Below are 20,472 nucleotides of genomic sequence, written 5' to 3' on the forward strand. Positions count from 1 at the left end.
CACTGTGACCGTGTCAGTCGGATTGGGAATGCCGGCACCGCCGGTACCCGTACTCGCGCCGCGTCGAAAGACCAGGCAGCTCCAGGTCGGGTCGGTGGGAGTGGGCAGCGACAGCCCCATCTCGGTGCAGTCGATGTGCACCACCAAAACCCATGACATCAATGCCACGCTGCAGCAGATCGCTGAGCTGACGGCGTCGGGTTGCGACATCGTCCGTGTGGCATGCCCCACACAGGACGACGCGGATGCGCTGTCGATCATTGCCAGGAAGAGTCAGATCCCGGTGATCGCCGACATCCACTTCCAGCCCAAGTACATCTTCGCCGCGATCGACGCAGGCTGTGCCGCGGTGCGCGTCAACCCGGGCAACATCAAGGAATTCGACGGACGCGTCAAGGAGGTCGCCAAGGCGGCCGGCGACGCGAACATCCCGATCCGCATCGGCGTCAACGCCGGATCGCTCGACCCTCGGCTGATGAAGAAGTACGGCAAGGCGACGCCGGAGGCGCTCGTGGAGTCCGCGCTGTGGGAGGCGGGCCTGTTCGAGGAACACGGATTCGGGGACATCAAGATCTCGGTCAAGCACAACGATCCGGTCGTCATGGTCGCCGCCTACGAGCAGTTGGCCGCGCAGTGCGACTACCCGCTGCACCTCGGTGTCACCGAGGCAGGCCCCGCCTTTCAGGGCACCATCAAATCCTCGGTGGCGTTCGGTGCGCTGCTGTCCAGGGGAATCGGCGACACCATCCGCGTCTCCCTGTCGGCACCGCCCGCCGAGGAGATCAAGGTGGGCAACCAGATTCTGCAGTCGCTCAATCTGCGTCCTCGCAAGCTCGAAATCGTCTCCTGCCCGTCGTGTGGGCGTGCGCAGGTGGACGTGTACACCCTCGCCGACGAGGTCACCGCAGGCCTGGAGGGCATGGAGATTCCGCTTCGCGTCGCCGTCATGGGCTGCGTCGTCAACGGTCCGGGCGAGGCGCGCGACGCCGACCTCGGCGTGGCGTCGGGCAACGGCAAGGGCCAGATCTTCGTCAAGGGCAAGGTCATCAAGACCGTGCCCGAGGCGCAGATCGTGGAGACCTTGATCGAGGAAGCAATGCGCATCGCCGAGGAATACGACAAGGATGAGACTGCAGACGGTGGCGCACCGGTCGTGACCGTCAGCTGAGCAGGTTCGACCGATTCGGTGTCCGGTTTGCCGCTCTGTCACCGGCGGAACGGGTTCTCTGGAATGATTCGGTACACGCTCGGTCGGTGTGTATGCGGTAGGTGGGTCAGGAGGTCGGTAGGTGCTCAAGCTCCTCGGTGCGAAGCCTCTCGGTAATCGAGACGTTGCGCATGTCCTGCGGGTGCTCGACGCCGACCCGGTCGCCACCTGCATGGTCGCCGCCAGGGTGCAGGAATCCGGGCTGGATCCGAGGTCGTTCCACGGGGAGATGTGGAGCAGAGGCGGACCGGACGAGTCGCTGTGTTTCTACGGTGCCAACCTCGTCCCGCTGCTCGGATCGAGTGACGATCTGCGGTCGTTCGCCGATCGTGCGTGCCGCGGCCCACGGCTGTGTTCGTCACTGGTCGGTCGAGCCGAACTGACACTGCCGCTGTGGGAGATGCTCGAGACCGACTGGGGCCCTGCCCGCGAGGTTCGCGGTGAGCAGCCGCTGCTGGCCACGTCGGTTCGATCGTCGATCACGCCCGATCCGCACGTACGCCTCGTTCGTCCCGAGGAACTGGACGTGTATCTGACTGCGGCAGTGGCCATGTTCATCGAGGAGGTCGGCGTCGACCCGAGACAGAACGACGGCGGCCGTGGATACCGGCGACGGATCTCGAGTCTGATTGCCGCGCAGCGTGCGTGGGCTCGATTCGAGGACGGTCGGGTGGTGTTCAAGGCCGAGATCGGATCGCAGTCGGCGACCGTGGGGCAGATCCAGGGAGTATGGGTTCATCCCGATCGGCGTGGGCACGGTCTCGGTGCGGCCGGTACCGCGGCGGTGGTGAACGCCGTGGTCCGCCAGGGCCGCACCGCCAGCCTGTACGTCAACAGTTTCAACTACGTCGCCCGGCGCGCATACGCGAAGATCGGCCTGACCCAGGTGGCGACCTTCACGACGGTGCTCCTCGACTAGTTCGAGCCTCGCTCGATCGGGTTGCGGCGAACCGCGATTCGTTGCCGCAGCCGGAGGCAGCGCCCTATTACGATGGGGCGCAATGAGATCACGTGGTGCAACCGAAGTGCGGTATCGAGTCGGAGCGGTATCGGTGGTCGCAGCCGTCATTGCTGCCGCCCTCACCGGATGTACCCCCAAGCCCGACGGCCCGGAGCCGGCCGCCCAGGCATTTCTCGCCGCGTTCGAGGCCAACGACATCGCCGCCGCGGCTGCGGACACCGACAAGCCCGACGCCGCGGCCACGGCACTGACCGAGGCGTGGACCAATCTCCAGGCCGAGGCGCTGGATGCCGAGACGACGTCGGTGCAGGTCCAGGGGGACACGGCCACGGTCGGCTACACCTACACGTGGCAGCTGCCGAAGGATCGGGTGTGGACCTACGACGGTCAGCTGAACATGGGCCGCAGCCAGGGTGAGTGGGTGGTGCGCTGGACGGCGTCGGACATCCATCCCAAGCTCGGCGACACCCAGACGATGTCCTTGAGGTCCACCGCGGCACCGCGCGCACGGGTCAACGAGCGCTCCGGCACCGACGTGCTGGTGCCAGGGGTGGTGCACCGAATCAAGTTCGACGCGGCGAATGCGAACAACGTTGTGGCCTCGGCGACGGCACTGTCGACGTTGCTGACGCCCTTCGATGCGTCCATCACTGCGCAGTCCATCGTCGAATCCGCCACCTCGGTCGACGGCGACTACCCGGTGGTCCTGCTTCGAGACAGTGACTACCAGCCGATCTCGGCCGCGCTGACCGAGATCCCGGGAGTCACCGCGTCCGACGAATCGGATCTGGTGTCCACCGACCCCACGTTCGCGCCGGACCTGGTGGGCCAGGTCAAGAAGGCCGTCATCGACGAGGTCGACGGCAAGGCGGGGTGGAGCGTGGTGACCACGAACCGCAACGGCGTCGACATCGATGTCCTCACCGACACCCCGCCGGAGCCCTCCCCGTCGTTCTCGATCAGTCTCGATCGCAACATTCAGGTCGCGGCACAGCGAGCGGTGAACGCGCGCACCGAGCAGGCGATGACAGTGGTCATCCAGCCGTCGACCGGTGCCATCCTGGCAGTGGCACAGAACCCGGCAGCCGATCGGGACGGGCCGGTCGCGTCGGCCGGTCTGTACCCACCCGGATCGACGTTCAAGATCATCACCGCCGGTGCCGCCATCTCGAGCGGACTCGCGACTCCGGGCAGTACTGTTCCGTGTCCGGGTCGCATCGTGATCGGCGAGCGCAGCGTGCCCAACTACAACGAGTTCGCACTGGGTGACGTGACGATGAGTACCGCGTTCACTCGATCGTGCAACACCTCGTTCGCCAAGCTGGCCAGCGAGATGGCACCCGACGCATTGACCGTCGCGGCCTCCCAGTTCGGTGTCGGCCCGGACTACGACGTCGTCGGATTGCCGACCGACTCGGGTTCGGTGCCACCGGCCGACGAGCTCGTCCAGCGCACCGAGGACGGCTTCGGCCAGGGCCGGGTGGTCGTGTCGACATTCGGGATGGCACTGGCCGCCGCGACGGTGGCTCATGGCTCGACGCCGGTGCCGAACCTCCTGGTCGGACGCGACACCGTGATCGACGGAGACCACCCGCCGATCGAACCGGCGATGGTCGACGGACTTCGCGGGATGATGCGTTCGGTGGTCACCAGCGGAACGGCCGAACGCATCGCAGACCAGGGCGAGGTCTACGGAAAGACCGGCGAAGCAGAGGTCGACGGCGGTTCGCACTCGTGGTTCGTCGGCTACCGCGGAGACATCGCCTTCGCCACCCTCGTGGTGCGCGGCGGCAGCTCGGACAACGCGGTCGCGGTGACCCGTGAGATGTTCGAGCAACTGCCCCCCGGGTACTGACCGCGCTGCGACGCGAGGCTCAGGAAGGCAGCACGCCGAGTCGGCGGCACGCCACCACGGCTTCGTATCGGGTGTGCGAATCGGTTTTGCGCATCACGCTGCGCAGGTACGACTTGACCGTCTCGGCACCGATCGACAGGCGCGCAGCGACCTCGATGTTGGTGCAGCCCAAGGCAACCTGCGAGATCACGTCGATCTCGCGTGGTGTCAACGACTGCGACATCTCGTGGGCCCGTGGGTCGTGGGGTATTTCCTGCCCGAGCGACGCGGCCACGCGCGCTGCGACTGCGTCGAGTCTGCGCCGGATCGATGCGTCACCGATCGACCGGGCCAGATCGGACAGTTCCTCGTGAACGCTGCGCAGCTCGGCCGTACGCGAGGCATCCGAGTCGAGCGGCGAGCGGATGGTCGCCAGCAGACGGATCCTGCGGTCGACCTCGTCACGCACGGAGATCTCCTGGCCGAGCCGCCGGGCTGCGGTCGTCATGATGTCGCCGACACGGTCTCCTAATGGGCCGCGTTCGCGCAGTGCCGCGTACATCACTATTCGCGCGACTCCGGCCACGACCACCGGTACTGCCAGTATCGATTTGAGACCCTCGCCGAGCACCGGTCGATCGAAGTGATGGGTGATCGACATCGACGCGCCGTAATCGCTCACGGCCGCGGGCCTACGCTGTTCCATGACCCGTCCGCCGAGGCCGGATCTGGGTGGGATGGCGAGTCCGTCCAGGCCGCGGGTTCTGGTTCCGTGGAACTCGCTCAGGTACAGGGTCTCCGAGGAGACCTCGCCGCCGAACACGACGGGCACGTCGGACATCGCTGCCACCTGGCGCAGCTCGGCGCGCAGGGCATCACCGTCACGGGGCCGCAACAGACTCGAATGGACCACGATGCTTCCTTTCTCGTGTCGGTTGCACGAGCGACGAACGTGATCCAGATCATATCCGCACCGGCATGCACTGTTTCGACTGGTACGGGCACTGCGCTGAGGCTCGTGCTCCGATACGAGCCGACTACTCTGGAGGCCATGTCTGTGACCACCGAGAGCAAGCCCCGTCAGCCACTCGTACCAGGCGTCGTATCGCCCGTCCTTTCGGTGCCCAAGTCGATCGAGCGCCCCGAATACGCGTGGAAGTCGACCGTGGCCGAGGGTAGTGAGCCCTGGGTTCAGACCCCCGAGGTCATCGAGAAGATGCGGGTGGCGTCGAAGATCGCCGCCAGGGCGCTGCAGGAAGCGGGCCGGGCGGTGGCACCGGGCGTCACCACCGACGAGCTGGACCGCATTGCCCACGAGTACATGATCGATCACGGCGCATACCCGTCCACGTTGGGCTACAAGGGGTTCCCGAAATCCTGCTGCACCTCCCTCAACGAGGTCATCTGCCACGGCATCCCGGATTCCACGGTGATCCAGGACGGTGACATCGTCAACATCGACGTCACCGCGTACATCGACGGCGTCCACGGAGACACCAATGCAACCTTCTTGGCCGGCGACGTCTCCGAGGAAGCTCGCCTGCTGGTAGAGCGCACCCACGAGGCCACCATGCGTGCCATCAAGGCGGTCAAGCCGGGTCGCGCGCTGAACGTGATCGGCCGCGTCATCGAGTCGTATGCGCACCGGTTCGGCTACGGCGTGGTGGAGGATTTCACCGGCCACGGCATCGGTACCACCTTCCACAACGGTCTCGTCGTGCTGCACTACGACCAGCCTTCGGTGGACACCGTCATCGAGCCGGGAATGACGTTCACGATCGAACCGATGATCAACCTCGGCACGATCAACGCCGAGATGTGGGACGACGGCTGGACGGTGGTCACGCACGACAAGAAGTGGACCGCGCAGTTCGAGCACACCCTGGTGGTCACCGAGACGGGCAGCGAGATTCTGACTCTGCCGTGAGCGGAGCCTGCGGAGTGAATAGAAAACCAATGCCGTGAGTCCGACTGGTGCGCTGCTCGTCGCCGGGACCACTTCGGATGCGGGCAAGAGTGTTTTGGTCGCCGGGCTGTGCCGGATGCTGGCGCGGCGTGGCGTACGGGTGGCTCCGTTCAAGGCGCAGAACATGTCCAACAATTCGGTGGTCACGCTCGACGGCGGCGAGATCGGGCGGGCGCAGGCAATGCAGGCGGCGGCCTGTGGCCTCGAGCCGAGTGTGCGTTTCAATCCGGTGTTGCTGAAACCGGGCAGTGACCGGACCTCGCAGTTGGTGGTGCGGGGGCGGGCCGTGGCGCAGGTGAGTGCGAGCAACTACATCGAGCATCGGCAGTCGTTGCGCGCCGTCGTGGCGGACGAGTTGGCCTCTCTGCGTGCAGAATTCGACGTGGTGATCTGCGAGGGCGCGGGCTCGCCCGCCGAGATCAACCTGCGCGCCACGGACTTGGCCAACATGGGGTTGGCCACGGCGGCATCCCTGCCGGTGATCGTGGTGGGGGATATCGATCGCGGGGGAGTGCTGGCCCATCTGTTCGGCACCGTGGCCGTGCTGTCTCCGCAGGATCAGGCGCTTGTCGCCGGGTTCGTGATCAACAAGTTCCGCGGTGATCCTGCTCTGCTGGCGCCCGGTCTCGACCAGCTGCGTGCGTTGACGGGTCGGCCGACCTACGGTGTCGTCCCCTTCGCCGACGGCTTGTGGATGGACGCCGAGGATTCACTCGGAACCGTCCCCGATGCTCCGGTGGGGCGGCCGCGTCCACCGCTCGGCTCGCAGTGGTTGCGCGTAGCGGCGGTGCGTTTGCCGAGAATCTCCAACACCACCGATGTCGAGGCGTTGGCCTGCGAGCCCGGGGTGTCGGTGCACTGGGTCACCGAACCGTCCCGGCTCGAGGACGTCGATCTGGTGGTCGTTCCGGGCAGCAAGTCCACCGTGTCGGATCTCGAGTGGCTGCGGCGCAGCGGTCTTGCCGATGCGATAGCCGCACGCGGGGCTGCGGGACTTCCGGTTCTGGGGATCTGCGGTGGGTATCAGATGCTGGGTCGGACGATCGACGACACCGTCGAATCCGGAGCCGGTTCTGTCCAGGGGCTCGGTCTCCTCGATCTCTCGGTCGAGTTCGCGGCCGACAAAGTGCTCGCGCAGGTGGCGGGGCGATCGAACCAGTTCGGCTCGAATTGCGTGTTGGGCTACGAAATTCACCACGGTCGGGTTGCGCGGAACGGTGACGACGCGCTTCTTGCTACTGCGTCGGGCATCCCGGAGGGCAGCGTGCGCGGGACTGTCGTGGGAACCCACTGGCACGGCCTGCTCGAGTCCGATGATTTCCGGCGATCGTTCCTCACCTGGGTGGCAGGCAAATCCGGCCGTTCCGGTTTCGTGGTGGCCCCCGCCACATCGGTCGCTGCGTTGCGTGAGCAGCAGTTGGACCTGCTGGCGGATCTGGTGGAAGACAACCTCGACGTCGACGCCGTGCTCGACCTCATCGAGCACGGCGTCGATCCTGCGACGAAAAAGATTGTCACGCAGTTGCTTTGAGAAGACCGAACCAGCTGGCCACAGACAGCACCGCGGTGATGATCAAGGGGATCACCACGAGCAGAAGTATGCGCGGGGTGTCGGTGAAGAAGCTGCCGATGTTCGGCCACCACCGTTGCCAGGTCACGAGTATCGATCCACCGCCGAAGAATACGAGCGCACCGAGGCCTAGGCCGAACAGGCCGTTGATGCGGTACCGCCGAAAGACGACGCCGACGAAGGCCCCGATGCCGCCGAGGAGCAGCATGACGGCAACGAGTGCGGCCCACTGTACCAGCGGATTGTCTGTCGCGTACCGAGCGATGCCGAACATTCTGAGCTTCAGGCCGAATCCATTCGTGGCCGCTTCGATCACGGACAGCGCGTAGACGATCGTGCCGAATGCAATCGACTGGCAGACACCTACCAACGCTGTGGCGGTGAGGAATTCGCGGCGAGTGATGCTGAGCCCCAGGGCATAGGGAAAGCACTGAGTGATCGCGGTGATGTAGAACGCCATGGCGAATCCGTAGATCGAGAAGACGCTACCGGTGAAGTTGTATTCGGAGTCTGTGGTCGGGATGACCAGAAATATGCCGAAGGTGATCACGAAGGCGATCGCGAGAACCACCATCGGCCATACGAATGTCGTTGCCCACGAGGTGTTGTGGATGCGAGCAACGTTCAGTATCCGTTTCATGACAACGCCTCCTCGGCGGTGGTGCGTTCGATGATCAGCTGTTGCAGTGGAACGGCTTCGATGGTGAGTCCTGCGGTTGCGCCGTCGGATCTCTGCTGCGCGGTCAGACGGCCGTCGATGGTCGTGCGCGCGCTGGCACCGAGTGCGGTGCGGTGCAACGTACGGTGTTCCGCCGCGAACGAGTCGACGGCGCCCGTCGGTCCGGTGATCTCGAACGCGCTCTCGCGCAGATCGTCCGATTCGTCGTCGAGCACAATCTTGCCCTTGTCGATGAGAATCACGTGTTCGATCAGATCGCTGACCTCGTCGATGAGGTGGGTGGACAGGATCACCGTCCTGGGGTTCTCGGAGTAGTCGGCCAGCAGTCTGTCGTAGAACCGGTGTCGCGAGACTGCGTCGAGTCCGAGGTACGGCTCGTCGAAGAAGGTCAGTGGTGCCCGTGACGCGAGTCCGATGACGATGCCCAGAGCCGACGTCATTCCGCGGGAGAGCTTCTTGATCTTGCGGCCGAGGGGCAGGTCGAAGTCGCGCAGCAGATCGGCGGCGAAGTCACCGTCCCAGTGCGGAAGGATGTGCGAGGCATGCGAAACGGCGTGCTTGACCTTCAGGTCGTCGGGGTACTTCTGACTTTCTTTGACGAAGCACACATGACTCAGCGCGAACGGGTTCTCCCACGGCCGCTGTCCGAACACCGAGATCTCACCCGCGCTCTGGTGCATCTGGGCGGTCATCATCTGCATGACGGTGGTCTTGCCTGCGCCGTTGCGGCCGAGAAAGCCGTAGATCTTGTTCTGCTCGATCTCGAAGCTCACGTCGTCGACAGCGGTGAACGATCCGAACTTCTTCGTGAGGTGGGTGGCCTTCGCGATCACGCGGCCATCGTCGCCGATCGAATCGAATTCATGGACGCTCATCGCGCTGCCTCCCAGTTGTCGAGCATTGTCTTGAGTTCGTCGACGGTCATGCCGAGCTTGCGCGCCTCGGTGACGAGTGGGTCGATGTACTGGCGAGCGAAGTGGTCTCGGCGACGGAATCGAAGAGCGTCGCGAGCCCCGGTGGTGACGAACATTCCGATTCCTCGTTTCTTGTAGACGACGCCGTCCGCAACGAGCTTGGCAAGTCCCTTACCTGCGGTGGCCGGGTTGATTCGATGGAACGCGGCCAGTTCGTTGGTCGAGGGAACCTGTTCTTCCTCTGCCAGGGAGCCGTCGATGATGGAGTTCTCGACCATCTCGGCGATCTGGAGGAAGATCGGCCTGCCCTCGTCCATCAGAACCACCGCCGATGCGTCGAGGTTAGTCGCCTCGCTGGTTCATTACTCATGTAACTAACCATAGAACCGATGTGTGGTCGACGCAAGAGGCAGTACCGTCGTCTCCATGGAGTTCACGCATGTGAGTGCTGCGGGTGGGCAATGTTCGGTTCGGGTCGCAGGCCCGGACAGCAGGCACGCCGTTCTCTTGCTTCCCGATGCAGGCGATCCGGTGGATGTGTACGACGCCGTCAGTGAACGGCTGCACAACTCGGATCTGAAAACCGTTGCGCTGGAAAGCATCGACGGCGTCAGCGACGACGCGATCCTGACTGTTCTCGACGAGCTGAAGCTGTCGTGGGTGCATCTCGTCGGCAGCGGCGCGGGTGCGGAGTCGGCTTGGACGTTGGCTGCCAAGACCTTCGGGCGCTTCGCCAGTCTGATCGCGGTGAACCGTTGCCACCCCGCGATCGCCGACGAGCAGGGCACCGTGCGCGCCGCGGACTGCCCCCCGGTCGAGTTGCCGACGACACTGGTCGTCGGGTCCTCACTGGGCCGCGCATCCGCCGACGCGAGCGGCCGGTTCGTCTACTCGGACTTCCGCGTGGTCCAACTCGACGGCAGCGCGAATGTCGTCGCCGACGAGCCGGCCGCGCTGGCAACGGAAATCGTGCTCCGCACCAGCCCCTGGTAAACGGAACTACAGGTCGAGTCCCAGCAGAGCGTTCTCGACCACCTCGGGCAGGCCCGGGTGAATCCAGTACTGGCCACGGGCCATGTCCTGGGCGGACAGGCCGAAGCTCATCGCTTGGATGATGGGCTGAATCAGCGTCGGGGCCTGAGCGCCGATGATGTGCGCGCCGAGGATCTTCCCGGTGCCCTTCTCGGCGATGATCTTGCACAGACCTTCGCTGTCTTCCATCGCCCAGCCGTAGGCGACGTCTCCGTAGTTCTGGACCTTGACGGTGATGTCCAGGCCGGCGTCACGGGCCTGTTCCTCGGTCATACCCACCTCGGCGATCTGTGGATCGGTGAACACTGCCGCGGGAACGAATCGGTGGTCGTTGGTGCGCAGCGCGGCGGTGTCGCCGTTCCACGCGTCGTGCAGCAGGTTGTGCTGGACCACTCGTGCTTCCTGGTTGGCCACATGCTTGAGCTGGTAGGGCGACGAGACGTCGCCGAGCGCGAACACGCCCTCGGCGGTGGTGCGGCCGAACTCGTCCACCACGATGCGGCCCTCGTCGTCCATGTCGATGCCTGCCGTGTCGAGATCCAGTCGATCGCCGTTCGGCTCGCGGCCCACGGCCACGAGGAAGGCATCGCCGAGAACCCTGGTGCCGTCGGCCAATTCGACGCCGTGCAGCGCGCCCTCGGTGACGGCGCGGGTCTCACCGGAGTCGAGATGGACGTCCCACTTGGCGCGGGCGAGATCGGTGAATCGCTTGGAAATGTCGGCGTCCAGTGCGCGGAGCAAGGTGTCCTTGCGGGCGACGATCGACACCTTCGAGCCGAGTGCGGAGAACACGTGCGCGAATTCCGCTGCGATGTACCCGGATCCGAGAATCACCAGATGCTCGGGAAGCTCCGGCAGCCGCATCACGTCACTGTTGGTGTGGTAGCTGACACCCGAATCGGCAATGGACTGCGGCACCACCGGCCGTGATCCGGCCGCGATGACGACCTGGTCTGCGGTGATGACGGTGCCGGTGCCCGTGTCGATCGTGCGGGGGCCTACGAACGTCGCATGGCCCTCGAACAATGTGACATTCGGGCTGCCTTCGGCGCGGTAGCGCTTGCCGCCTTCGGAGATGGGGTCGATGCGGCCGAAGACGCGGTCGACGATGTCCGGCCAGCGCACCGCGTCCACATGGGCGTCGACACCGTATTTGGCGGAATCACGCACCGTACGGGCGACTTCGGCGGCGTAGACGAACATCTTCGTGGGAATGCAGCCGACGTTGAGGCAGGTGCCGCCGAATGTCGAGTTCTCCTCGAGCAGAGCGATCTTCTTGTCCTCGAAGCGCGAATCGGCGATGGAGTTGCCCGATCCGGAGCCGATGATCGCGACGTCGAAATGCTCGGTCATGAAATGTGCCCGCTCTCGGTGTGGTCCTTGCCCGACGCGTGGTCGGTGCCCTCGCTTCGATGCAACCATTCGATCCACTCGTCCATTTCCTCGAAGGCCCGCGAGCGCGGAGCCTCGGTGGACAGGAACACGTCGTGACGGGCTCCCTCGATGGGCACGATCGTGGTGCGGTCGCCCAGGCAGCCGGCCCAGCGGGCGATCTGGCGAACGTCCAGTACGGCGTCTGCGGCGTCGACGGCGGAGCTGTACCGGCGGGAGAAGTGCGTCACTTTCGAGCGCAGAATCAGTGCGGGGATGCCGATGTCGAGGCCGCGATGGAGTTCGGCGTGACCGCGGCGGACGGCGCGGATCCATCCGAAGGTGATGGGGAAGCCGGCGAGTGGCTTCCAATCGAGGTCGTAGTCCCATTCGCCGTTCTCGGACGCCGCGAGCGACAGACCGTAGGTGTCGAGGCCGCCGCCGGGGACCTGCGCCTTGGACCGGAATCGGCCGATGACGTCGATCGCTGCGGTGCCGACGCTGCGAATGGCGGGTGGACCCTGCAGGTCGAACCAGGGGCTGTTGAGCACCACGCCTGCCAGGCCGAGGCCGGCGGACCCGCCTTCTCGGCGGTTGAGGCGGTTCAGCCAGAGCGGCAGCACGAGCCCGCCCGTCGAGTGCGCCATGAGCAGCACCGGGGCACCGGAGCGTTCGGCGCGGACCAGGGCCAGAGCTTCGTTCAGCTCGGTGTCGTACATCGCCAGGTCGGTCACGAAGTGCGCGGTCTGACCCTCACGGCGCGAGCGTCCGCATTTACGCAGGTCCAGTGCGTAGAAGGCGTACCCCATGGCGGCGAAGTGTTCGGCGATGTGTCGCTGGAAGAAGTAGTCGGTGAAACCGTGGACGTAGATCACCGCGCGCTCGAAGTTCGCAGCGCCCGACGGTTGGTACCGCACGAGAGTGGCCTCGACCTGCCCCTCGCCGTCCGGATCGTCACCGAGTGGAATGGTCGTCTGTTCGTAGCCGTCGCCGAGGACATCGGGCACCCAGGTAGTCACAGATCACAACTGTAGTGGGCGCCGCCGGCGGCGTCCGAGGAGCACAATCGAGACCGGGTTGACGTGGTGTCCGATGGGGTAGGCCCAGCTAGTAACCTGACCGCACCGGGTGAGTAGCCCCTCTACAACAGAGTTCTTCGGTCGATGCCGCCACCGGCCGAGATCTCGACAGACAAGGAAGTCGATTCTCCAGTGTCCAAAGATGAGCAGGGTAAGCGGATCAAGACCGACGTCGTTCTGGTCGGTGCCGGAATCATGAGCGCCACCCTCGGTGCGCTGCTCCGTCAGCTCGAGCCGAACTGGTCGATCGACGTCTACGAGCGGCTCGACGCGGCCGCGGCCGAGAGCAGCGACGCGTGGAACAACGCGGGCACCGGCCACTCGGCACTGTGCGAGCTGAACTACACGCCGCAGAACAAGGACGGCAGCGTCGATATCGCCAAGGCGCTCAACGTCAACGAGCAGTTCCAGGTGTCGCGGCAGTTCTGGGCCCACGGCATCGAGACCGGTGTTCTCTCCGACGCCAAGAACTTCATCAACCCCATTCCGCACGTGAGCTTCGTGCACGGGGCCGAGAACGTGAAGTACCTCCGGGCGCGCTACGAGGCGCTCGTGGGCAACCCACTGTTCGCAGGCATGGAGTACATCGACTCCAAGGACGAGTTCTCGGCGCGACTGCCGTTGATGGCCAAGGGCCGTGACTTCTCGGATCCGGTGGCGCTGAACTGGAGCCAGGAGGGCACCGACGTCGACTTCGGTGCGCTCACCAAGCAGCTGCTGAACTACCTGTCGTCCGCGGGCGGCACCGTGCACTTCGGCCACGATGTGCGCAACATCACCAAGCAGTCCGACGGCACCTGGGACGTCAAGGTCGCCAACCAGCGCACCGGCGCGAAGAAGACCGTCAACGCCAAGTTCGTGTTCGTCGGTGCAGGCGGCGGCGCACTGCACCTGCTGCAGAAGTCCGGGATCGCGGAGATCAAGGGATTCGGCGGCTTCCCGGTCAGCGGCGAGTGGTTGCGATGCACCGATCCGGCACTGATCGAGCAGCACTCGGCCAAGGTGTACGGCAAGGCGTCGGTCGGTGCTCCGCCGATGTCGGTACCGCACCTCGACACCCGCGTGATCAACGGACAGCAGGGTCTGCTGTTCGGTCCGTATGCCGGCTGGTCGCCCAAGTTCCTCAAGCAGGGCAAGATCACCGACCTGCCCGGCTCGGTCAAGCCCGGCAACCTGATGTCGATGCTCGGAGTCGGCGTGACCGAACTCGGACTCGTCAAGTACCTGGTCAGTGAGCTGGCTCAGTCGCAGGCGGATCGTGTCGAGACGCTGCGCGAGTTCGCGCCCTCGGTACTCGGCGAGAACTGGGAGCTCGTCACCGCCGGTCAGCGCGTCCAGGTGATCCGCAAGAAGGGTCGCGGCGGCGTGCTCGAGTTCGGCACAGCCGTGGTCAACGCTGCGGACGGCACGATCGCGGGACTGCTCGGTGCCTCTCCCGGCGCCTCCACCGCCGTTCCGGCCATGCTGGACGTGCTGCAGCGGTGCTTCGGAGACAAGTACGACGCATGGCAGCCCAAGCTCAAGGAAATGGTCCCCTCGCTCGGGGTCAAGCTGGCACAGAACAGCTCGTTGTTCGACGAGGTCTGGGGCTGGACGTCGAAGACACTGGAACTGGAAAATGCTCGTGAGCTCGCACAGCCCACGGGTGTGTGATAGCAAAAGGTATGAATACGCAAGCAGCAGCTCTCAAACGATCATGGGCACTAGACCTGTCCAACAGCACGTTGTACGACCTGTTGAAGCTGCGTGTCGAGGTGTTCGTGGTCGAGCAGGCGTGTGCGTACCCGGAGTTGGACGGGCGTGACCTGCTGACCGAGACACGGCACTTCTGGCTCGAACGGGACGGCGAAGTGGTGTGCACACTCCGCCTGCTAGAGGAGCACGACGACGGCGAGAAGGCGTTCCGTATCGGCCGGCTCTGCACGCAGCGCTCGGCCAGGGGACAGGGCCACACCACGCGAATTCTGCGGGCCGCGCTTGCCGAGGTCGGCTCTGCGCCGTGCCGGATCAACGCTCAGAGCTACCTCGTCGACATGTACGCCAAGCACGGGTTCCTGCCCGACGGCGAGGAAGTTCTCGAGGACGGCATCCCGCACACCCCGATGCGTCGGGGCGGCGGCACCGCCTGGAGCGAGGCCTGACCTTCCGCAGTACTCGATTACCAGTGAGGTCATTCCGCAGGCTCCACTCCCGGAACGAATGCCACACCCGGTCCACACCGTGTGTGGCATTCGTTCGTTCGGCGGTAGTGTTCCGTTCGAAGTCGGTCGCGGAGAAGTCCTGTGTCAATCAGGCGCGGTCCCGCCACTGTGTTCAGGAGACTCTTCGATCGGAAGATTCCCCTGTCAGCCAGATCGCCGCCCGGCTTCGTGTATCTCGACCGAACGTCCGGCGCGGAACTCCGGGCACGAAGGGAATTGGCTGTGCAGCGAAGTGGGAGTGTTCCCGAACCGGGATATCCGTTCAGTGCGATCGTCGGTCAGGATCAGCTGAGGTTGTCGCTGATTCTGTGCGCCGTGCACCCCGGTATCGGCGGTGTACTGGTGCGAGGGGAGAAAGGCACCGCGAAGTCGACGGTGGTGCGCGCACTCGCGACTCTGCTGCCCGCTGTGGAGGACGAGGACGGCTCGCGCCCGGCGAAGCTCGTCGAACTTCCGGTGGGGGCAACCGAGGACCGAGTGGTGGGGTCCATCGACCTCGAGAAGGTTCTGCGCGACGGCGAACGTGCATTTCAACCCGGTCTCCTCGCGGCCGCGCACCGTGGTGTTCTCTACGTCGACGAAGTGAACCTGCTGCACGATCATCTGGTCGACGTGCTGCTCGACGCGGCCGCGATGGGCCGGGTGCACGTCGAGCGTGACGGTGTATCTCATTCCCACCCTGCGCAATTCGTGCTCGTCGGCACGATGAATCCCGAGGAGGGTGAGCTACGCCCGCAGCTGCTCGACCGGTTCGGTCTGGCAGTGGAAGTGACGGCATCACGGGACGTGGACGTCCGCATGAACGTCGTCCGCCGCCGGATGAACTACGAGCGGGATCCGCACGCGTTCGCCGCAGAATTCCGCAACGACGACATCGCCGTGGCCGAGCAGATTCTGGCCGCCCGGAAGATTCTCGACGATGTGGTGTTGAGCGACAAGGAACTTCGTCGTATCGCCGCGCTGTGTGCGTCCTTCGACGTCGACGGTATGCGCGCCGATCTGGTGCTGGCGCGTACCGCGTCCGCCCACGCCGCCTGGCGAGGCGCGAGCGAGGTGGCCGAGGAGGACGTGCGAATCGCCGCCGAACTGGCTCTGCCGCACCGCCGTCGGCGCGACCCCTTCGACGAGCCGGGCATCGACGACAAGCAGTTGGACGAGGCCATGCGGGACGCAGCCGAACAGGCCGATCAACAACCCGACCCGGAGCCCGACCCCGACGGCGGCGGGGGAGCGCCCGAGCCCGAGGCCCCCGACGACGACTCCCAGTCCCAGTCTTCCGATTCGCAGTCTTCCGATTCGCGCGACGAGTCGGCGCAACCACCACCGTCCTCGGGTGCAGGCAGCGAGAAGCAGGCAGGCACTCCGGGCGCACAGTTCAGAGCGCGATTGCTCGAGGTTCCCGGAGTGGGCGAGGGTGCGCCCGGCCGACGCTCGCGATCACGGTCCTCGCACGGACGGTCGGTTCGGCCCACTGTCGAGGCAGGCAAGGGTCTGCACCTGGTGGGCACCCTGTTCGCCGCGGCCGAGCAACAGGTGGTCCGCGGCCGTACCTCCGGCCGGTTGAAGCTCGCGCCGGCGGATCTGAGGGGCGCGATCAAGGAGGGACGCGAGGGCAACCTGATCGTCTTCGTCGTCGACGCCTCGGGATCGATGGCTGCACGAGATCGACTCTCTGCGGTGACCGGTGCGGTGCTGTCGCTGTTGCGCGATGCCTATCAACGCCGTGACAAGGTCGCCGTCATCACCGTGCGCGGCAGAGAGGCCGAGACAGTGTTGCCGCCGACGTCGTCGGTGGACGTGGCCGTGACGCGGTTGCGGAAGTTGAAGACCGGCGGCAGATCTCCTTTGGCACAGGGCTTTCTGCAGGCACGTGAACTCGTTCTGCGAGAGCGTGTTCGAGATCCGCTGCGCCGCGCTCTGGTGGTCGCGCTGACCGACGGACGGGCCACCGGAGGTACCGATCCCGTCGGCCGGGCCCGCATCGCCGCCCGGCGCATCGCGTCGGACAAGATCGCCTCCGTCGTCGTCGACTGCGAATCGGGAATGGTCCGCCTCGGACTCGCTGCCGATTTCGCGGCATGCCTCGGCGGCGGATACGTGGCCCTCGCGGACCTGTCGGCCGAACAGGTCGCCGCCGTCGTTCGCGCAGCGGCGTAGGGGGTACGCGATGCCTCGGGGTGTACCGGCTCCCGGAACCGTTCCGCAGGACGGCCTCACGACCCGTCAGCGCCGCAATCTGCCCGTGCTCGCCGTGCACACCGGCCCGGGCAAGGGGAAATCGACCGCCGCATTCGGAATGGCGTTGCGGGCCTGGAATCAAGGTTTCGACGTCGGAGTGTTCCAGTTCGTCAAGAGTGCCAAGTGGAAGGTCGGCGAGGAAGCGGCGTTTCGCACACTCGGCGACCTGCACGAGAGCACCGGGGTCGGCGGAGCCGTCGAATGGCACAAGATGGGCGAGGGGTGGTCGTGGACGCGTAAGAGGGGCAGCGACGTCGACCACGCCGAGGCCGCGGCGGAGGGCTGGCAGGAGATCGCCCGGCGCATCGAGCAACAGTCGCACCGTTTCTACGTGCTGGACGAGTTCACCTACCCACTCAAGTGGGGGTGGGTCGACGTAGCCGAGGTGGTCGACGTCCTGACCCACCGGCCTGGCAATCAGCACGTCGTCATCACCGGACGCGACGCACCCCGTGAACTGATCGAGGCTGCAGACCTGGTCACCGAGATGGCCAAGGTCAAGCACCCCATGGACGCGGGACGCAAGGGGCAGCGAGGCATCGAATGGTGAACGCGTCGTGTCCCGCAGTGGTGATCGCGGCCCCCGCGTCGGGCAGTGGAAAGACGACGGTGGCCACCGGACTGATGGGTGCGCTGCGCAGCGCCGGCCGCACCGTCGCACCGTTCAAGGTGGGGCCGGACTACATCGACCCCGGATATCACTCGCTCGCGGCCGGACTGCCCGGCCGTAACCTCGACGCCGTGATGGTCGGTGCCGACCGCATCGGGCCACTGTTCCGACACGGCAGTCGAGGCTGCGACATCGCGGTCGTCGAGGGCGTCATGGGACTGTTCGACGGCAAGATCGACATGACCGGTCCGGGGGAGGCCTCCGCCGAAGGATCGACCGCACGAGTGGCCGCGATGCTCGGTGCCCCGGTGATCCTGGTGGTCGATGCCCGCGGACACAGTCAATCGCTTGCCGCTGTGCTGCACGGCTTCTCGACGTTCGACGCCAGCGTCCGCATCGGCGGTGTGATTCTCAATCGCGTCGGAAGTCAGCGGCACGAGGACGTGTTGCGCCAAGCGTGCGAACGGGTGGGTGTTCCGGTACTCGGCGCGTTGCCGCGCATGAGCGAACTGGTGGTCCCGTCACGGCATCTGGGGTTGATCACCGCAGTCGAACACGGCGGTGCCGCAACCGATGCCGTGGAGGCGATGAGCGCTCTCGTCTCCCGGTTCGTAGACATCGAGGCAGTGAGCGCGCTGGCTCGATCGTCGGTGACAGCGCCGCAGTGGTCCCCGGAGAACGAGGTACGTACTTCCGAGGGATCGCCCGTGATCGCGGTGGCCGGTGGCCCGGCATTCACCTTCGGCTACACCGAACACGTCGAACTGCTCCGCGCAGCCGGGGCCGACGTGGCCGTGTTCGACCCGCTACGTGACGGATTGCCGCCCGGCACAGCAGGAGTGGTACTCCCCGGCGGATTCCCGGAGGAACATGCGGCCGCACTGTCGGCGAACGAATTACTGCTCGCCGACATTCGAGCAGCGGCAGCTCAGGGATTGCCGATCCATGCCGAGTGCGCCGGATTGCTGTATCTGGCAAGGCGATTGGACGGTCATGCCATGGCCGGGGTCGTCGACGTGGACGCGGAATTCGGGAACACCCTCACTCTGGGGTATCGCGATGCGGTTGCCCTCGAATCGTCCACTCTGTTCGACGCAGGCACCCGAGTCACCGGCCACGAGTTCCACCGAACGAAGCTCGTCGTGGGAGTGGAGCCTGCAGGAACGACCCGATTCGGGGACGTGCGCGAGGCGGCCTCGGCCGCCTGGGGCTGGCACAGGCAGAGCCCCGACGGCAGAGCTGCTGTGCGCGAGGGCTTCGTGCAGGGCGGCGTCCACGCGTCCTACCTGCACACCCACGCCGCAGGCAATCCCGAGTCAATCACCCGATTCGTCTCCGCTGCCGTCGATTACGCGCGCGTGTAAGAGGGGTCGCGAGAATGCGGGTGGTCGTCGGAATCGGTGCCCGAGCCGGCGTCGACTCCGCCGACGTCTTGGCCGCGATCGCCACAGTGCTGCAACCGGACTGGCGTGTCCAGGCCATCGCCTCGATCGACCGAAAAGCAGAACTGGTGGCGGCGGTGGCGTCGAGCATGGGGGTTCGGGGGGTGACCTACTCGGCGAGGGAATTGTCGACCGTCGTCACGCCCACCACATCGGTTCGGGTGCTCCGTGCCGTCGGAAGTGCCAGCGTCGCCGAAGCGGCGGCGTTGCTGGCCGGCGGTTCGACGGAGTTGACGGTGCCCAGGTTCGGTTCGGCCGGTGTCACCGTTGCAGTGGTCGAGCTCTGCCTTGACGGTGGACCGGGGGTTTCGGCCATCCTGTAGGTATGACCGAGACAATTATGAACGCCGTTGCCTACACCCGCTCGCTTCCGATCGACGACCCCGCCAGCCTCACCGATGTGGTCGTCGACGTGCCCACCGCGGGGCCGCGAGACCTGCTGGTCGAGGTGCGAGCAGTGTCGGTGAACCCGGTCGATGTCAAGGTCCGTGCCGGCAACGATCCGCAGGGCGTCCCGAAGGTTCTCGGGTTCGACGCCGCTGGTGTCGTGCGCGCCGTCGGTGCCGACGTCACGCTGTTCGCACCGGGGGACGAGGTCTACTACGCGGGAGACATCGGCAGACCCGGGACCGACTCGCAGTTCCATGCGGTGGACGAACGCATCGTGGCGAAGAAGCCGACGACCCTCGATTTCGCACAGGCAGCGGCGTTGCCGCTGACCGTGATCACCGCCTGGGAAGGACTGTTCGACAAGCTCCGCATCACTGCCGAGACCACCGGAACATTACTGATGGTGGGAGCCACCGGAGGTGTGGGATCTGTTGTGCTGCAGCTGGTTCGAACCCTCGTTCCCGGCGTGCGCGTGATCGCGACGGCAGCGGGCGAGGACGCCGTGGAGTGGGTCCGTTCTCTCGGTGCTGCCGACGTCGTGAATCACCGCCGCGACCTTCGCGACGAAGTACGTCGAGTGGCACCGGACGGCATCGACTACGTGTTCACCGCCCATTCCTCCGGGCAGGTCGAGATCTACGCCGACCTGTTGACGCCGTTCGGACAGATAGTCGCGATCGACGATCCCGAGACGCTCGACGTTCTCCCGCTGAAGACGAAGGCGATCTCGTGGCACTGGGAGTTCATGTTCGCGCGTCCGATGCACGACACACCGGATCTGATTCGCCAGCAACAGCTGCTGACCAGGGTGGCCGAGCTCGTCGATGCGGGTTCGCTGCGCACCACTGCCACGACGGTTCTGTCTCCGATCGACGCCGAGCAGCTACGCGAGGCACATCGGTTGGTCGAGGCCGGGCACGTACGGGGCAAGGTCGTGGTCGCTCCCCGCTCGTGAGAACCGATCCGCGCCACCGACTG

19 protein-coding genes and 1 riboswitch are annotated in these 20,472 nt (G+C 65.6%); of the genes, 13 read left to right on the plus strand and 6 right to left on the minus strand.

The annotated features are described in order from the left end of the window. The first annotated feature begins 4 nt into the window (after positions 1 to 4). From ispG to CH251_RS18560, 3 genes are all read left to right on the plus strand, one after another. Positions 5 to 1,168, plus strand: coding sequence for a flavodoxin-dependent (E)-4-hydroxy-3-methylbut-2-enyl-diphosphate synthase (gene ispG / locus CH251_RS18550; protein WP_179273381.1), 1,164 nt, complete (start codon positions 5 to 7; stop codon positions 1,166 to 1,168). Between the two features lie 121 nt (positions 1,169 to 1,289). Continuing rightward, positions 1,290 to 2,126, plus strand: a complete 837-nt coding sequence (locus CH251_RS18555; protein ID WP_094614397.1) for a GNAT family N-acetyltransferase — start codon at positions 1,290 to 1,292, stop codon at positions 2,124 to 2,126. Positions 2,127 to 2,208: 82 nt separating this feature from the next. Beyond that, positions 2,209 to 4,023, plus strand: a complete 1,815-nt coding sequence (locus tag CH251_RS18560; RefSeq protein ID WP_179273380.1) for a penicillin-binding transpeptidase domain-containing protein — start codon at positions 2,209 to 2,211, stop codon at positions 4,021 to 4,023. A gap of 19 nt (positions 4,024 to 4,042) precedes the next feature. Here the strand turns inward: CH251_RS18560 and CH251_RS18565 are convergent, their stop codons facing one another. Further along, positions 4,043 to 4,915 (minus strand): helix-turn-helix transcriptional regulator, encoded by an 873-nt coding sequence (locus tag CH251_RS18565; RefSeq protein WP_179273379.1) that lies wholly within the window; start codon positions 4,913 to 4,915, stop codon positions 4,043 to 4,045. A 138-nt stretch (positions 4,916 to 5,053) separates the two neighbouring features. Here CH251_RS18565 and map point away from each other — a divergent pair, with 138 nt between their 5' ends. Both map and CH251_RS18575 read left to right on the plus strand, forming a co-directional pair. Beyond that, entirely contained in the window at positions 5,054 to 5,929 is an 876-nt protein-coding gene (gene map, locus CH251_RS18570; protein ID WP_094614532.1) for a type I methionyl aminopeptidase, read from the plus strand. 34 nt (positions 5,930 to 5,963) lie between these two features. After that, positions 5,964 to 7,499, plus strand: a complete 1,536-nt coding sequence (locus tag CH251_RS18575; protein WP_094614399.1) for a cobyric acid synthase — start codon at positions 5,964 to 5,966, stop codon at positions 7,497 to 7,499. On the opposite strand, the gene CH251_RS18580 is transcribed toward CH251_RS18575, so the two are convergent. Genes CH251_RS18580 through CH251_RS18590 form a run of 3 tightly spaced genes read right to left on the minus strand, consistent with a single transcriptional unit; the run spans position 7,483 to position 9,451 of the window. Beyond that, a complete protein-coding gene (locus CH251_RS18580) occupies positions 7,483 to 8,178 on the minus strand; it encodes an ABC transporter permease (protein WP_094614400.1) in 696 nt (231 codons plus the stop codon). The genes CH251_RS18575 and CH251_RS18580 overlap by 17 nt on opposite strands. Next, a complete protein-coding gene (locus CH251_RS18585; protein WP_094614401.1) occupies positions 8,175 to 9,092 on the minus strand; it encodes an ABC transporter ATP-binding protein in 918 nt (305 codons plus the stop codon). The genes CH251_RS18580 and CH251_RS18585 overlap by 4 nt, the downstream gene beginning before the upstream one ends. Further along, positions 9,089 to 9,451: a GntR family transcriptional regulator gene (locus CH251_RS18590; RefSeq protein WP_179273413.1), complete on the minus strand. Its 363-nt coding sequence runs from the start codon at positions 9,449 to 9,451 to the stop codon at positions 9,089 to 9,091. Before CH251_RS18590 ends, CH251_RS18585 begins: the two co-directional genes overlap by 4 nt. 106 nt (positions 9,452 to 9,557) lie before the next feature. On the opposite strand from CH251_RS18590, the gene CH251_RS18595 reads away from it, so the two are divergent. Continuing rightward, a complete protein-coding gene (locus CH251_RS18595; protein ID WP_094614535.1) occupies positions 9,558 to 10,124 on the plus strand; it encodes an alpha/beta fold hydrolase in 567 nt (188 codons plus the stop codon). Positions 10,125 to 10,130: 6 nt separating this feature from the next. On the opposite strand, the gene mtr is transcribed toward CH251_RS18595, so the two are convergent. Both mtr and CH251_RS18605 read right to left on the minus strand, forming a co-directional pair. Further along, positions 10,131 to 11,516 (minus strand): mycothione reductase, encoded by a 1,386-nt coding sequence (mtr, locus tag CH251_RS18600; protein ID WP_094614402.1) that lies wholly within the window; start codon positions 11,514 to 11,516, stop codon positions 10,131 to 10,133. Beyond that, positions 11,513 to 12,553 carry an alpha/beta hydrolase gene (locus CH251_RS18605; protein WP_179273378.1) on the minus strand — a complete coding sequence of 347 codons (1,041 nt, stop codon included), beginning with the start codon at positions 12,551 to 12,553 and terminating at the stop codon, positions 11,513 to 11,515. Before CH251_RS18605 ends, mtr begins: the two co-directional genes overlap by 4 nt. Positions 12,554 to 12,697: 144 nt before the next feature. On the opposite strand from CH251_RS18605, the gene mqo reads away from it, so the two are divergent. The 7 genes from mqo (at position 12,698) to CH251_RS18640 (ending at position 20,449) form a co-directional block, all read left to right on the plus strand. Continuing rightward, entirely contained in the window at positions 12,698 to 14,266 is a 1,569-nt protein-coding gene (gene mqo / locus CH251_RS18610; protein ID WP_256979157.1) for a malate dehydrogenase (quinone), read from the plus strand. 11 nt (positions 14,267 to 14,277) lie between these two features. Beyond that, entirely contained in the window at positions 14,278 to 14,754 is a 477-nt protein-coding gene (locus tag CH251_RS18615) for a GNAT family N-acetyltransferase (RefSeq protein WP_027496727.1), read from the plus strand. An 85-nt stretch (positions 14,755 to 14,839) separates the two neighbouring features. Further along, a riboswitch (cobalamin riboswitch) is annotated at positions 14,840 to 14,990 on the plus strand. 40 nt (positions 14,991 to 15,030) lie between these two features. Then, positions 15,031 to 16,971: a magnesium chelatase subunit D family protein gene (locus CH251_RS18620; RefSeq protein WP_179273377.1), complete on the plus strand. Its 1,941-nt coding sequence runs from the start codon at positions 15,031 to 15,033 to the stop codon at positions 16,969 to 16,971. Positions 16,972 to 16,981: 10 nt separating this feature from the next. Beyond that, positions 16,982 to 17,602, plus strand: a complete 621-nt coding sequence (gene cobO / locus CH251_RS18625) for a cob(I)yrinic acid a,c-diamide adenosyltransferase (protein ID WP_094614403.1) — start codon at positions 16,982 to 16,984, stop codon at positions 17,600 to 17,602. Continuing rightward, the gene (locus tag CH251_RS18630; protein ID WP_179273376.1) at positions 17,596 to 19,026 is read left to right on the plus strand and encodes a cobyrinate a,c-diamide synthase; all 1,431 of its coding nucleotides are present in this window, start codon (positions 17,596 to 17,598) and stop codon (positions 19,024 to 19,026) included. The genes cobO and CH251_RS18630 overlap by 7 nt, the downstream gene beginning before the upstream one ends. A 14-nt stretch (positions 19,027 to 19,040) precedes the next feature. After that, entirely contained in the window at positions 19,041 to 19,427 is a 387-nt protein-coding gene (locus CH251_RS18635; RefSeq protein ID WP_094614405.1) for a cobalamin biosynthesis protein, read from the plus strand. 2 nt (positions 19,428 to 19,429) lie between these two features. Next, on the plus strand, positions 19,430 to 20,449 hold the full coding sequence (locus CH251_RS18640; protein WP_094614406.1) for a zinc-binding alcohol dehydrogenase family protein: 1,020 nt from the start codon (positions 19,430 to 19,432) through the stop codon (positions 20,447 to 20,449). Positions 20,450 to 20,472: the final 23 nt, after the last annotated feature.

The sequence above is a fragment of the Rhodococcus sp. 06-462-5 genome (assembly GCF_002258315.1).
GTDB lineage: Bacteria > Actinomycetota > Actinomycetes > Mycobacteriales > Mycobacteriaceae > Rhodococcoides.